This window comes from Dongia sp. agr-C8 (assembly GCF_054658695.1).
In genome coordinates this window covers 829,360-842,466 of record NZ_BAAGHZ010000004.1, presented here as the reverse complement: position 1 = coordinate 842,466, position 13,107 = coordinate 829,360, and the positions used below count along the sequence as shown (strand labels likewise).

Annotated in this window: 15 protein-coding genes and 1 tRNA gene; 4 read left to right on the top strand and 12 right to left on the bottom strand. The window is 66.1% G+C overall.

The window, feature by feature from the left end; genetic code table 11:
* Positions 1 to 49: 49 nt before the first annotated feature.
* A tRNA-Met gene (locus ACYQ4T_RS24310) sits at positions 50 to 126 on the top strand.
* Positions 127 to 190: 64 nt separating this feature from the next.
* Here the strand turns inward: ACYQ4T_RS24310 and ACYQ4T_RS24305 are convergent.
* On the bottom strand, positions 191 to 1,135 hold the full coding sequence (locus ACYQ4T_RS24305; protein WP_459859195.1) for a hypothetical protein: 945 nt from the start codon (positions 1,133 to 1,135) through the stop codon (positions 191 to 193).
* Positions 1,136 to 1,342: 207 nt separating this feature from the next.
* Between ACYQ4T_RS24305 and ACYQ4T_RS24300 the strand changes: the two genes are divergently transcribed.
* Genes ACYQ4T_RS24300 through ppk2 form a run of 3 tightly spaced genes read left to right on the top strand, consistent with a single transcriptional unit; the run spans position 1,343 to position 2,937 of the window.
* On the top strand, positions 1,343 to 1,636 hold the full coding sequence (locus ACYQ4T_RS24300) for a hypothetical protein (RefSeq protein ID WP_459859194.1): 294 nt from the start codon (positions 1,343 to 1,345) through the stop codon (positions 1,634 to 1,636).
* Entirely contained in the window at positions 1,633 to 2,064 is a 432-nt protein-coding gene (locus tag ACYQ4T_RS24295; protein WP_459859193.1) for a hypothetical protein, read from the top strand. Before ACYQ4T_RS24300 ends, ACYQ4T_RS24295 begins: the two co-directional genes overlap by 4 nt.
* A gap of 42 nt (positions 2,065 to 2,106) precedes the next feature.
* Positions 2,107 to 2,937 carry a polyphosphate kinase 2 gene (ppk2, locus tag ACYQ4T_RS24290; protein WP_459859192.1) on the top strand — a complete coding sequence of 277 codons (831 nt, stop codon included), beginning with the start codon at positions 2,107 to 2,109 and terminating at the stop codon, positions 2,935 to 2,937.
* Between the two features lie 14 nt (positions 2,938 to 2,951).
* On the opposite strand, the gene ACYQ4T_RS24285 is transcribed toward ppk2, so the two are convergent.
* The 11 genes from ACYQ4T_RS24285 to ACYQ4T_RS24235 all read right to left on the bottom strand — a co-directional run bounded on the left by ACYQ4T_RS24285 (position 2,952) and on the right by ACYQ4T_RS24235 (position 13,003).
* Positions 2,952 to 3,419, bottom strand: coding sequence for a PAS domain-containing protein (locus ACYQ4T_RS24285; protein WP_459859191.1), 468 nt, complete (start codon positions 3,417 to 3,419; stop codon positions 2,952 to 2,954).
* 105 nt (positions 3,420 to 3,524) lie between these two features.
* Complete coding sequence (locus ACYQ4T_RS24280) at positions 3,525 to 3,977, bottom strand: MaoC/PaaZ C-terminal domain-containing protein (RefSeq protein ID WP_459859190.1); 453 nt, start codon at positions 3,975 to 3,977, stop codon at positions 3,525 to 3,527.
* 11 nt (positions 3,978 to 3,988) lie between these two features.
* Complete coding sequence (locus tag ACYQ4T_RS24275; protein WP_459859189.1) at positions 3,989 to 5,119, bottom strand: extracellular solute-binding protein; 1,131 nt, start codon at positions 5,117 to 5,119, stop codon at positions 3,989 to 3,991.
* Positions 5,120 to 5,122: 3 nt separating this feature from the next.
* Positions 5,123 to 6,277, bottom strand: a complete 1,155-nt coding sequence (locus tag ACYQ4T_RS24270; RefSeq protein ID WP_459859188.1) for a CaiB/BaiF CoA transferase family protein — start codon at positions 6,275 to 6,277, stop codon at positions 5,123 to 5,125.
* Between the two features lie 2 nt (positions 6,278 to 6,279).
* Positions 6,280 to 7,353 (bottom strand): Gfo/Idh/MocA family protein, encoded by a 1,074-nt coding sequence (locus tag ACYQ4T_RS24265; RefSeq protein ID WP_459859187.1) that lies wholly within the window; start codon positions 7,351 to 7,353, stop codon positions 6,280 to 6,282.
* 98 nt (positions 7,354 to 7,451) lie between these two features.
* A complete protein-coding gene (locus ACYQ4T_RS24260) occupies positions 7,452 to 7,781 on the bottom strand; it encodes an L-rhamnose mutarotase (protein WP_459859186.1) in 330 nt (109 codons plus the stop codon).
* 10 nt (positions 7,782 to 7,791) lie between these two features.
* On the bottom strand, positions 7,792 to 8,625 hold the full coding sequence (locus ACYQ4T_RS24255) for an amidohydrolase family protein (protein WP_459859185.1): 834 nt from the start codon (positions 8,623 to 8,625) through the stop codon (positions 7,792 to 7,794).
* Between the two features lie 7 nt (positions 8,626 to 8,632).
* Entirely contained in the window at positions 8,633 to 9,406 is a 774-nt protein-coding gene (locus ACYQ4T_RS24250) for an IclR family transcriptional regulator (protein WP_459859184.1), read from the bottom strand.
* A gap of 112 nt (positions 9,407 to 9,518) precedes the next feature.
* The gene (araD, locus tag ACYQ4T_RS24245) at positions 9,519 to 11,255 is read right to left on the bottom strand and encodes an L-arabinonate dehydratase (RefSeq protein ID WP_459859183.1); all 1,737 of its coding nucleotides are present in this window, start codon (positions 11,253 to 11,255) and stop codon (positions 9,519 to 9,521) included.
* Complete coding sequence (locus ACYQ4T_RS24240) at positions 11,233 to 12,435, bottom strand: MFS transporter (RefSeq protein ID WP_459859182.1); 1,203 nt, start codon at positions 12,433 to 12,435, stop codon at positions 11,233 to 11,235. Before ACYQ4T_RS24240 ends, araD begins: the two co-directional genes overlap by 23 nt.
* A 103-nt stretch (positions 12,436 to 12,538) precedes the next feature.
* Positions 12,539 to 13,003: a cupin domain-containing protein gene (locus tag ACYQ4T_RS24235; protein WP_459859181.1), complete on the bottom strand. Its 465-nt coding sequence runs from the start codon at positions 13,001 to 13,003 to the stop codon at positions 12,539 to 12,541.
* Positions 13,004 to 13,107 lie beyond the last annotated feature (104 nt).

Below are 13,107 nucleotides of genomic sequence, written 5' to 3'. Positions count from 1 at the left end.
CTATGCAATAAGCATCCGACACAACAATGCCACACCGGCTCGCTGGTACCGCGGGATGGAGCAGCCCGGTAGCTCGTCAGGCTCATAACCTGAAGGTCGCAGGTTCAAATCCTGCTCCCGCAACCAATCTACCCACAAGCAAAACGCCCCGTGCTGAAATGCCGGGGCGTTTTGCTTTTGCGCGCGTGAATCAGTCGGCGGCGGCCTGCAGCGCCGGCTTGATGCCGTCGGCGATCTCGCCGGCGATTGCCGCTTCGACGGCGATCAAATCCGCGGCGCTGAGCGCACGCTCGACGTTCCAGGACCAGAGATAACGGCCGGTCTGCGATTCCGCCAAGGCGGCGGAGATGTAGATCTTGCCGCCGACGGTCGTGGCGGAGCCGGAGAGAACGAAGTCCGGCTTGATCGCTTCCTGCGCCGCGGCGCCTTGCTCCAGTACCGAGATCGCTTGATGCGGCGACAGCCGGCCGATCAGCTCGGTTGTGATGCCGCGCGCAACGAAGGCTTGGGCATCGCCGGCGCCGGTCTCGAACGGCTGGATGAGAATCGAAGGACCGTCCAATGCGACCTTGGCGCGGCCGACCGCACCATCCAGGATGACGGGCAGCAGCCAGGCGGCGACCAGCAGCAGCAGCGCCGCCAGCGATGCGATCCACCAGACCGGCGGCTTGTGCATCGACAGGCTGCGCCGCCGGGTCACCGGCTGCGCCGTCGCGCCGTCCATGAGCAGCTTCTCGCCGTCGGACGTCGGCGCCGGTTCGAGCTCGGCATAGCTGAAGCTGGCAACATAGGATCCCTTCGGGATCTCGATGCGCAACGCGTCCGCCTTGCCCGCCGTGAGGTAGTAATGCTCGAGCGCGCGCCGCAATCGGCTGGCCTCGATCCGCACGATCGGGTCGGTCTGTGGGTCGAAATCGTCGGTCCGGTCGAAGGCGGTAAGGGCGACATTGTAGGCCTTGATCCGGTCGCCGCGCCCCGCCAGCGTCTCCTCGACGATATAGGCGAGGAAGCGCCGGTTGCGCTCGGAAATGGCGAGCGCCTCGCTGTGCAGCAGCAGCTCGAGATGGGCGCGCACCTCGGCTGCCGTCGGCTGCGGCTGGGGTGAAGTCGCGCTGTGCTGTGACTGTCGGGCCATCGCGGCCAGTCCCTAATCTGCCCAGGATGCGTCTCCCGCATCTCCGGTGTCGAACTATAGCCCCCGCCTCCTGAAAAGGCCCGATGGGCTAAGGTCCAATAGCCAAACCGGTTTTCCGCGTTTGCCCGCTTGTTACGGTAACGTACTTCGAACCCGCCACCCCGCCGTCCTTGAATGGCCTCAAGGGAGATCGGAGGGACCGCGCGCGTGTCATCGCTGGTGCCGCATATCGCCAGAATCCGCCGGCTGTTCCCGGAACGGGCCGAGGAGATTCCGCGCCTGGCGCTGCGCAACGATGCATTCCGGACCATCTGTGAGGATTTCGGCATGGCGCTCGAAACGCTGAAGTCGCTCGAGCTCAGGAATCATCCGACGGATCTCGAGAAGATCCTTGAATACCGCGCCCTGATCCGGGATCTCGAGCGGGAGCTGCGCGAGGCGCTCGCCCGCATCCCGCTCTCTGCCGACTTGAACGCAAGGACCGAAGGGAAACCCGCATGACCGCTCTGCTGAGGCCGGAAGACTTGAGGAAAATCTCCGAAGACGAGGACATGGCGAAGGCCAAGAAAGCCATGGAACGGGCGCGCAAGGACGAAGACGAGCAGGCCGGCCTGCGCGAGATCTTCATGTCGCGCGACATCCATCCCGAGGCCAAGGAACGGGTGAACGCAGCAGTGCGCCGCGCCGCGGAGCAGGGCAACCGCCAGGTCCTGGCGATCACCTTCCCGGCCAGCTACTGCAACGACAAAGGACGCCGGATCAACAACCTCGAAGCCGATTGGCCGGAATCGCTCGAAGGCTTCGCCAAGAAGGCCTACGAGTTCTACATGGCCGAGTTGAAGCCGCTCGGCTTCAAATTGAACGCCCAGGTGCTCGATTATCCCGGCGGCATGCCCGGTAACATCGGGCTCTATCTCACCTGGGGCTGACCGCCGTCAATTACCGTAACAAACGCTGCCGAGAGGGTCGCGATGGCGAAGGGTGACGGGGGCAAGAGGGCCGCCGCGAAGAAAACGAAGCCGGAAGCCGACGGGCCGACGCGCAAGGAATACGAAGCCGAGCTCTACAAGCTGCATGTCGAGCTGGTGAAGGTCCAGGAATGGGCGAAGGCCACCGGCGCCAAGATATGCATCCTCTTCGAGGGGCGCGACGGCGCGGGCAAGGGCGGCACCATCAAGGCGATCACCGAGCGGGTCAGCCCCCGGGTCTTCCGCGTGGTCGCCCTGCCGGCGCCGACCGAGCGCGAGAAGTCGCAGATGTACGTCCAGCGCTACCTGCCGCATCTGCCGGCGGGCGGCGAGGTCGTGATCTTCGATCGCAGCTGGTACAACCGCGCCGGGGTCGAGCGGGTGATGGGCTTCTGCACCGAGGACCAGGCCAAGCGTTTCCTCAAGGTGGTGCCGGCGGTCGAGAAGGCGATCGTCGAATCCGGAATCATCCTGGTGAAATACTGGCTGGAGGTGAGCGAGGAAGAGCAGACTCGGCGCCTGCAGGCCCGGGTCGATGACGGCCGCAAGATCTGGAAGCTCTCGCCGATGGACATGAAGTCGTACAGCCGCTGGTACGATTACTCCCGCGCTCGCGACGACATGATCCAGGCCAGCGATACCCCCTGGGCACCCTGGTATGTCGCGCATTCCGACAACAAGCGCCGCGCGCGGCTCAACATCATCTCCCACCTGCTCAACATCATCCCCTACAAGGACGTGAAGCGGGAGAAGATCAAGTTCCCGAAGCGCCAGAAGCGCGGCGACTACCGCGAATCCAACTACAGCTTCAAGGAAATCCCGCAGCGGTTCTGACGCGCGCAGCAGCGTCAGCCATAAGCCGCTTCGACCCAATAGGCGGAGAGCAGCATGTTGGTCTTCCGGCCGTCATCGCTGAGCGGCAGGATGATCTGCTCGTAGCGGAGATGCCGGCCGCCGCGCTTGGTGAAGGCCGTGCGCAGATATTGCGGCTTGCATTGCGCTGCGGCCCGCTCGACGAAGCGCATGAGTTCGTCATGCACGGCGTCGAGATCGACCTCCTCGCCGAACTTGCCCGTGACCTCTTCGCCATAGGCGGCGACCAGCGCGCTGCCGAACAGGCGCGCGCGAAAGCGCGGCGGGTCGCCGACCACGTCGATCAGCAGGATATCCGGCAGCAGGTCGCGGAGCTCCGCAGGGTCGATTGCCGACTTGGGCGGCGCCGGCCGGTCACCCTTCTTGCCCTCCCAATAGGCCTGCAGCCGCTTCAGGGTTGCGGCCTCGGGAGCCTGCAATTCGGTGACGAAAGTCGGCTCCATTTCAGCCCCAGAATATCCACGAAAGCAGTGAGTTTCGGCGATCAGTGTCGCGGTCGCGTTGACTTGGATCAATTCTGCTGAGATTCGGTCCGGATCGCCCACCCTTCATCCCATCGGAGTCATTTGGGCCAACAGGATGTGGTCGCAGGCCAGCACGGTCTCGCCGCGCTGGTTCAGGACCCGGATGGTCTCGACGATCTTGCCGAAGCCGGGGCGCTTGGGGTCCGGTTCCTTCCCGGTCACCTTCAGCGCGGTGTGGATCGTGTCGCCGATGAAGACCGGCTTCGGAAACCTGAGGCGCTCGTAGCCGTAGGTGAAGGCCTGCGGGTTGATCTCGCTCGCGGTCAAGCCGATGCCGATCGCAAAGGTCATGGTGCCGTGGGCGATGCGCTGGCCGAACTCGGTCGTCTTCATGAACTCGGCGTCGAGGTGATGCGGGAAGAAATCGCCGCTATGGCCGGCATGGACCACGAAGTCGGTCTCGGTGATGGTGCGGCCATGGCTGATCCGCTCCTCGCCGATCAGGTAGTCCTCGAAAAACCGCGGGCGCGTGTGCATGGCTGGAGATCCTAGCTGAAACTGGCGGCGAACATGGCGTTCAAATCGGCGACGACGCGTGGCGCCGGTCCGCGGGCCTTGAGCGCCGCGACCAGGCGCTCGGAAGCCTGCTGCTGGAACCGCATATAGCCGTCGTGGCGCGGCCGCACCCAGGCGCCGTCCAGCGTGGCGCGGGTCTTGGCGTAGAAGCCGTCCACCGGCGCGTTCACTTCTGCCGAAGCCCAGGCGGCGGCATGGCCGGGCTGGCCGCCGGCGCCGGCATAAGGCCCGCTCTGCACGGCGGCGCCGGCCAGCCAATAGGCGAAGCCGATCGCGGCCTCGCGTTGGTTTGAACGCGCCGAGACCGCGATGCCGGTGCCGCCCAGCGCCGAGCCGATCGGGCCGCTGCTTCCCGCCGCCGGGATATCCGCGAAGGCGATGCGCGCCGGGCGGAAGCCCGCACGGGTATAAGAGACGTAGCCATAGATCAGCGGCACGCAGGCGATCTGCGAATCCGGCTGCGACATCTGCTCGTAGACGGCGATCGGGTCCTGATCGAAGCAGATCGGATCGACATGGGCCGCGAGCATCGCGAGGTGATCGTAGACTTCGACGCCGTCCTTGACGGCTATGAGCTCCGGGCCGGTGACCGCGCAAGCCTGGCCGAGATTTGCGGCCAGGGTGAAGAAGGACATCAGCCCATGCGGCGGCCGCAAGGGCAGCGCCACCCGGCCTTGACCGCCGAGATCGAGCACCTCGGCCCAGGTCTTGAGCGGCGCCGATAGCCGATCCGGTCGCCAGGCCTGGACCTGGGCGGCGGCATCGATCGGCAGGGCCCATTGCCGGCCTTGCCAGTGATAGCTCGGATAGGACTGGCCGAGGCTGCCTTGGCTCAGCGCGGCGCATTCGGCTTCGCGGCCGGGGAGGTCGAGCGGGGCGAGGCAGTTTTCCGCGGTGATCTGGCCGACATGGGGATGGTCGATGACGATGAGGTCGTATTCCCGCGCCAGGGTGTCGACCGGGAAGGATTCGAAATCCTGCAGCGAGCGCTGGTCCCAGGTGACAGCAATACCGGTCCGCGCCTGCCAGAGTTTCGCGCAGGCGACCATCGGGTCATAGCCGCGCGGGTGGCTCCAGGTCATGCCTTTCAGCGTAATCGGCATTGATCAGAGCTCGAACTCGGCGCGGATCCTGGCATTATGCTCGCCGATCCGAGGGGCCGCGCGCGAGACCGGCGGCCGCGCGCCGTCGATGCTCAGCGGCGAGCGGGTGGTGCGGATCCGGACGCCGTCCTCGCGCTCCACGGTCTGCAGCATGTCGAGCGCGCGGAAGCCTTCGCTCTGCAGCAGCTCGTGCCAGTCCAGGACCTTGGCGCACCAGATGTCGGCCGGCTCCAGGATTGCCAGCCAGTGCTCGACGCCGTGCTGGGCGACGCGCTGCGCGATGATCCGCTTGATCGCGTCGCGTTCGGTGAACCAGCTCTGCGGATCGCCGGCATAGGGCGCCAGCTCGGCGATGCGCATCAGCTCCATCAGCTTGGAGATCGGGGTCATGGCGATGGCGATATGGCCGTCGCTTGCCGCATAGACGCCGTAGGGCGCGGAGAGATAGGCGTGCGCGCTGCGGAAGTTGGCGCGCTTCGGCAGGCGGCCGCCATCGTTGAGATGGGTGGTCAGCACCTCGAACTGGAGATCGACCAGCGCTTCCAGCAGGCTGGTCTGCACATGGGCGCCCCGGCCGGTGACGCCGCGGCGCACCAGGGCGGCGAGGATGCCCTGGGCGATATCGGCGCCGGCCAGCATGTCGGCGACGGCGAGGCCCATCGGCACCGGCCCTTGATCCTCGTCGCCGGTCAGCCACATCACGCCGGACCGCGCCTGGGCCAGCAGGTCCTGACCCGGCCGGTCGACCCAAGGTCCATGCTCGCCATAGCCGGTGATGCTGGCATAGACGATGCGCGGGTTGAGCTTCTCGACCTGCGCATAGTCGAGGCCGAGGCGGTCGATCACGCCGGGACGGAAGTTCTGGATCAGGACATCGGCCCTGGCGATGAGCTGCTTCAGCGCGGCGAGGTCCTCCGGCTGCTTGAGATCGAGGGCGAGGCTTTCCTTGTTGCGGTTGATGGCATGGAACAGGGTCGAATCCCCGCCGATCTCGGTGTCGCTCAAATAGAGGCGGCGGCAGAGGTCGCCGCCGTCGGGCCGCTCGACCTTGATCACCCGGGCGCCGAGATCCATCAGCCGCAGCGCGGCATAGGGCCCGGACAGGAACTGGCTGAGGTCGAGGACGACCAGGCCGGCGAGCGGCGGATCGTAAGTCATAGTCAAGCTTTCGGTTGCGTCGGCACCGGCGTGGCTGGCGCGGCGCTGGAGGTGAAGCAGGCCTCGACCAGTGCCATGGTGTGCCAGGCATCTTCGACGGAAGAGATGAGCTTCGGATCCTCGCCGGCGGCGAAGCGCTGCAGGTTCGACATCTTGCCGACGAAGGCGTGCGGGAACCAGCCGCCCTGCAGCGGGATCTGTTGCCAGTCCTTGCCCTTCTCGGCGATCCAGAGCTCGTCCGGCTCGCCCTCGGGGTAGTTCAGCAGGATGCCCATCTTCACCACCGCGACGCCGCGGTCGCCCTCGAAGCGGAAGGTGGAATCCTGGAAGCGCCGGCCGAAATCATGGTCGTGGTTGATGGAGAGCGTGCAACGCACGTCCTTTCCGAAGTCGAGGATCGCCGAGGTGCGGGTCTGCGCCATGTCGGAGAGGGGATGGCCCATGGTCCGGGCATAGACGCCGGTCGGGTTACCGAGCAGCGCGCGGATGAAATCGAAATAGTGGATCGAATGCACCGCGATCTCGATCCGCGGCAGGCCCTTCAGGAAGGGAAAGAGATGCCAGGGGGTGAGGATGTTTAGGTGGATCTCGACATCGATCAGGCGCCCCAGCAGGCCGCGCTCCAGCGCATCGGCCAGGGCCAGCATCATCGGCGCGAAGCGGAGCTGGAAATTGACCGCGGCGGTGAGCCTGCGGTCGCGTGCCAGCTTCAGGATGCGCGTGGCTTCATCGAGATCGCGACCCATGGGTTTCTGGATGAGCGCCGCCGATCCTTCGGGCAGAGCGCCGAGGATCTCGAGATGCGCGGCCGGCGGTGTCGCCAGGTCGAACACCGCACCCCTCACTGCGGCGGCTTCCGCGAGACTGCCGAACACCTTCAGCCCCCATTTTGCCGCGAGGGCATCGGCGCGGCCGCGGTCGATGTCGAAGACGCCGGCGACCGGGAACTCGGCCAGCCGATAGGCGGGCAGATGGGCGTCGTTGACGATGCCGCCGGCGCCGATGATGACGACCGGGCGCGGCCGGCTCGGCCGCGGCCAGGCCTGGCGCAGGTTCGAGACAGGCGGTGCGCCCACGAAGTCCTCCCAAGGCGGCTGGAGAGCCGCAGTTTCTTATTTAAATCATATATTCATGAATGAAACATTAGGCAAGCCGAAAGCCGAACCCGACCGCCTCAGTCGGTGTGGAAGACGTCCTCCATCTCGGCCCACCATTCGCCGGGCTTGCGGGTCTCCAGCGGCAGCTGCATCGGCTCACAAATGCCCCACCATTCCTGAGTCTTCGGGTCGGCGGCCATCTTCGCCATGTCCGCTTTGAAGTCGGTGCCGTGGTATTCGAAATAGGCGAACAGCAGGTTCTCCGGCTCCTTGAGGAAGATCGTGTAGTTCCTGATGTTGCAGCGGGCGATCGTGGCCAGCACCTCGGGCCAGACTGCGGCGTGGATGCGTTTGTACTCGGCGATCTGGTCGGCCTTGATGCCGAGGACGAAGCCCATGCGTTTCATCGAGAACCCCTCAGTTGAGACGATAGATGCGGCGTGCATTGCCATCGAGCAGCTTCGCCTGATGGCTCTCGCTCTCGCCGGCGATGATCGCGCGGGTCGCGTCGACCCAGCGCCCGAGGTCGGCGGTCAGGGTGCAGACCGGCCAGTCGCTGCCCCAGACCACGCGGTCCCAGCCGAAGCTCTCGATCACGTGCTCGACGAAGGGACGCAGGTCATCGACGGTCCAGTTCGGATCGGCATAGGCGACCACGCCGGAAATCTTCGCGGCGACGTTCGGCAAGGCGGCAAGCGCTTTGATGTCCGCGCGCCAGGGATCGAGGGTACGGTCCTTCACCGCGGGCACGCCGCAATGGTCGAGGATGAACTGCACTTCGGGGCAGGCGCGGGCTATGCGCGAAGCTTGCGGCAGCTGCCGCGCCAGCACGCAGAGGTCGAAGCTCAGCCGGTGCGCGGCGAGGCGCTTCAGGTTCTCGGTGAAGAGCGGCGCCTGGCTCAGTTCATCCGGCGAGGTGTGCAGGATGCGGCGCAAGCCTTTGACCTTGGGGTTCTGCGCAAGTTTTTCCAACTGCGCGGGGAAATCCAGATTCTCCGGCCGGCAGGATGAAACCGCGGCGACCACGGATCCGCCGAGAGCAGTGACGAAGTCGGTTTCAAGCAGCTGATCGGCCTCGGCGACGTCGACCTCCATATGGATCGACTGGCTGATGCCCGCCGCTTCCGCCTGCGGCCGATAGGTCTCAAGCGTGAAATCGCGATTGAGCGGCGGCACATCGGCGAGCCAGGGGTAGGAGAAACGATCGCGGTAGACGAGATGCAGATGCGTGTCGATGATCGGGGTGGGCATCAGCGTCCTACTGCTCGGCGCCGCCGGCATTGGCGGAGATGGCGGCACCGCTGGCGATCAGGTGTTTCAGCACCGAATGCTGATCGGGCGAGTTGCCGTCGAGGCGCTGCACATAGGGGCAGGTCATGGCGGCGATGATGCTGCCATGCGGCCCCAGGATCGGCACCGCGAGGTTGACCACGCTCGGCGTCTGCCGGCTTTCCATCTGCTCGTAGCCGCGCTTGACGATGTCGGCGAGGCGAGCCTCGAGATCGGCGGGCCGGGTCTCGAGCGGCAGCATCTCGTGCTCCTCGGCCATCAGCTTGCGCTCGCCCGGCGTGGCATAGGCCAGCAGGATATGGCCCGAGCCGGTGTCGAACAGCCCGACCCGGGCGCCGACCCGCACCGCGATGCCCCAGTAGCTGGGCGAGTCCACCTGCGCCACCACGATCACCTCGCCGCGGTCATAGACGGCGATATGGCAGGCCTGGCCCGCGGCGCGCGCGAAGTCGCGCAGCACCGGCATCGCCTGGCTGACCAGGCGCCGCATCGGCGCATGGCGATGGGCGAGGGCGAAGAGCTTCAGGGTGAGTTCATAGCGGTCGGTCGTGGTGCGCGCAATGTAGCCGCGCCGCACCAGCCGGTCGAGCATGCGGTAGATCTCGTTGGGCGAGCGGTTGAGCGCCTTGGCGATCTCGGCTTGCGAGAGTCCTTCCTCGGTTTCCGCCAGCAATTCGAGAATATCGAGGCCCTTGTCCAGAGCCGGCGCGCGATAGCGCTCCTCGACCTCGTCGAAGGCCATCTGTCCCTCTCCCCGCCGGTCCATTTCGGCGTCTCGCGGCGCCGTCAGGTACTATTCTCGTTATTAGAGAAAAGAGACTTCAGCTATGAACTGATGTCAATAGATCGCGGGTTCAGTAGATGACAGGCTCTGGGACGGGAGCGCCGAACGCCGTCTCCAGGAAGTCGAAGTCGCAGCCCTCGTTGGCCTGCCGGATATGCTTGGCGAACATCCAGCCATAGCCGCGCTCGAAGCGCGGCGGCGGCGGGGTCCAGGCCGCGCGGCGCTTCGCCAATTCCGCATCCGAGACTTCCATGCGGATCGAACGCGCCGGGACATCGACCGCGACGATGTCGCCGGTCTTCAGCAAGGCGAGCGGCCCGCCGATATAGGCCTCCGGCGCCACATGCAGGATACAGGCGCCGTAGCTGGTGCCGCTCATCCGCGCGTCGGAGAGGCGCAGCATGTCCTTGACGCCCTGCTTCAAGAGCTTCTTCGGCATCGGCAGCATGCCCCATTCCGGCATGCCCGGGCCGCCATGCGGCCCGGCGTTGCGCAGCACCAGGATATGCTCCGGCGTGACGTCGAGATTTTCGTCATCGACCGCGGCCTTCATCGACGGGTAGTCGTCGAACACCAAGGCCGGGCCGGAATGCTTGCGGAGATGCGGCGCGCAGGCGCTCGGCTTGATGACGCAGCCGTCGGGCGCGAGGTTGCCCTTCAGCACCGCCAGCGCGCCCTCGTTGTAGATCGGGTTGCCGACCGGGCGGATGACGTCGTCGTTGAAGACGCCGGCACCTTCGATGTTCTCGCCAAGGGTCCTGCCGGTGACGGTCAAGGCGCCGAGATGCAGCTTGTCGCGGATCCGGTTCAGCAGGCCGGGCAGGCCGCCGGCGTAGAAGAAGTCCTCCATGAGATATTGGTCGCCGCTCGGCCGGATGTTGGCGATGACGGGAATGATCCGGCTCGCCTTCTCGAAGTCGTCCAAATCGATCGGAATCCCGGCGCGGCGGCCCTGGGCAATCACATGGATGATGGCATTGGTCGAGCAGCCGAGCGCCATTGCGGTGCGGATCGCGTTCTCGAATGCCTCGCGGGTCAGGATCTTCGCCGGCGTCAGGTCCTCCCAGACCATCTCGACGATGCGCCGGCCCGAAGCCGAGCACATGCGGATATGATTGACGTCGGCGGCGGGGATGGAGGATGCGCCGGTCAGCGACATGCCGAGCGCCTCGGCAATCGACATCATGGTGGCGGCGGTGCCCATGGTCATGCAGGTGCCGTGGCTGCGGGCGACGCCGGCCTCGACGCCTTCCCACTCGGTCTTGCCGATGCGTCCGGCGCGGCGCTCGTCCCAGTATTTCCAGACATCGGAACCGGAGCCCAGCACCGTGCCCTGCCAGTTGCCGCGCAGCATCGGACCGGCCGGCACGTAGATCGCCGGCAATCCGGCGCTGGTGGCGCCCATCAGCAAAGCGGGCGTGGTCTTGTCGCAGCCTCCCATCAGCACGACGCCGTCCACCGGGTGCGAGCGGATCAGCTCCTCGGTGTCCATGGCCAGCATGTTGCGATAGAGCATCGTGGTCGGCTTGACGAAGATCTCGGCGAGGGAGATCGCCGGGAGCTCGATTGGGAAGCCGCCGGCCTGCAGCACGCCGCGCTTCACATCATCGACCCGGGTCTTGAAATGGGCGTGGCAGGGGTTGATGTCGGACCAGGTGTTGATGATGGCGATGACCGGCTTGCCGGCCCATTCGGCGGCGGCATAGCCCATCTGCATCGCCCGCGAGCGATGAGTCGAGGAGCGGAGATCGTCGGGCGCGAACCAGCGCGCGCTGCGGAGAGAGTCAGGAGACTTGGGCTTGCTCATGTTCCGGTCCGGTGTGCCTTGGATATTCCTCCATAGCACGCCGGACGGTGAGGCGGAACGCCAGCAAGGCCGCGAGCCCCAGGGCGAGGCCGATCCCCGCGACGCAGGCCGGCCAGCCGAAGCGGTCGAACAGCTGCCCCAGGACGAAAGTGCCGGCGAGGCCGCCGAGGAAATAGCTGGCGAGATAGAGTCCGCCGGCGGCGCCGCGGTCGCCGGTGGCGGCGCGGCCGACGAATCCGGTCGCGGCGGCCTGGGCGAAGAAGGTGCCGACGCCGACCAAGGCGAGCCCGGTCAGCACGACCGGCAGCGATGCCGTCAGCAGCAGGGGCAGCCCCAGTCCGGCCAGCGCCAGTGCCGACCAGAAGGTCGGGCGGGTGCCGAAGGCCTGGACGGCGCGGCCGGCCAGCGGCGTGGTGAGGATCGATGGCAGGAAGACGAAGTAGACCAGACCGATCTGCATCGGGCTGACCGCCAGCGGCTGCCGCACCAGCACGAAGTTCACATAGGTGAAGGTGCCGATGAAGGCGAAGAGGATGAGAAAGCCGATGGCGAAGGCGACGCGCAGCGCGGGGTTCCGCAGATGATCGCGCAGGGCGAAACGCATGCGGTCGTCGGCCGGCATCGGCTGCGTGCGCCGCAGGCTGGCCAAGGCCAGCGCGGCGCCGGCCAGGTTCAGTCCGGCAAAGAGAATGAAGTTGGCCGAGAGGCCGAGATGGTCGGCGACGGCCGCCGATATGAGGCGCCCGAAGAGATTGCTGGCGACATTGCCGGTGATGTAGGCGGCGAAAGCTCCGCCCGACGCCCGGGCGCTGCAATTCTCGGCGAGATAGGCCAGGGTCAGGGTGAAGGCCGTGGACATCAGCAGCCCTTGGACCACCCGCAGCGCGGTGAAAACCGCGAGATCCGGCGCGATCGAGAGCAGGGCGGTCGGAATCGAAAGCAGCGCCAGGCTGAGCACCACGCCCTTGCGGCGATCGATGCGGCGGCTGAACAGCGAGACCAGGATCCCCGCGACCGCCATGCCGAAGGTGCTGGCATTGACGGCCAGGCCCATGGCGGCCGGACTGACGCCGTAATGCGCCACCAGCGCAGGCAGGATCGCCTGGGTGGCGAAGAGATCGACCAGGGTGAGAAAGGCGATCAGGCCGATCACGAGATTGCGGAAGCTGTCTTGGCGCATGTCATGCCTCAAAAGGAAGCGGCGTGATGCCGGGGTGGGGTGGACCGGCATCACGCCTCGCAGAAGGACGCCCCTCGTTGGAGACGGGTGGGGCTGGGCGTCCTTACATGTTCATGTCCATCGCGTCGTGCAGGATGTCGGCGGAGATCAGCACCACCGGCTTCTTGCTCATGTTCTTCCACCAGTGCTTCAGATCGGCGTCGCGCGAGCTGTCGCCGGCCTTGTGCACGATGCCGGTCTTGCAGTCGCTGGCGAACTCGGTGATCTCGCCCGAGACGATGTAGATCAGCGCCGGGCGGTCGGCATGGTCGTGCAGCGGCACGATGCCGCCGGGCTGGATCTCCAGGCGGCGGATGCGCAGCTTGTGGTCGTCGAGCTTCACCATCTGCTGGGCGAGGTCGATCGATTCAAGCACGGTGTCGGTGACGCCGACCGGCTTGGTCGGGGCGTTGGAAAGCGCGTTCTGGCCCATCTGGTTGGCCGGGCAGCCGTTGGCGCTGGCGGCGGTGGCGGCCAGGATGGTGGTGCCGGCGAGGAAAGCGGCGGCGGTCAGGTTCCTCATGTTCATCGTGTTTCTCCTTCAACGAGTCTCGGCTGAGGTCCGGAAGCGGCCGCAGCGCTGGATTGAAGATCGCTGAAAGGAGGGGCAAGCACGAATGCCGTTGGGGACTG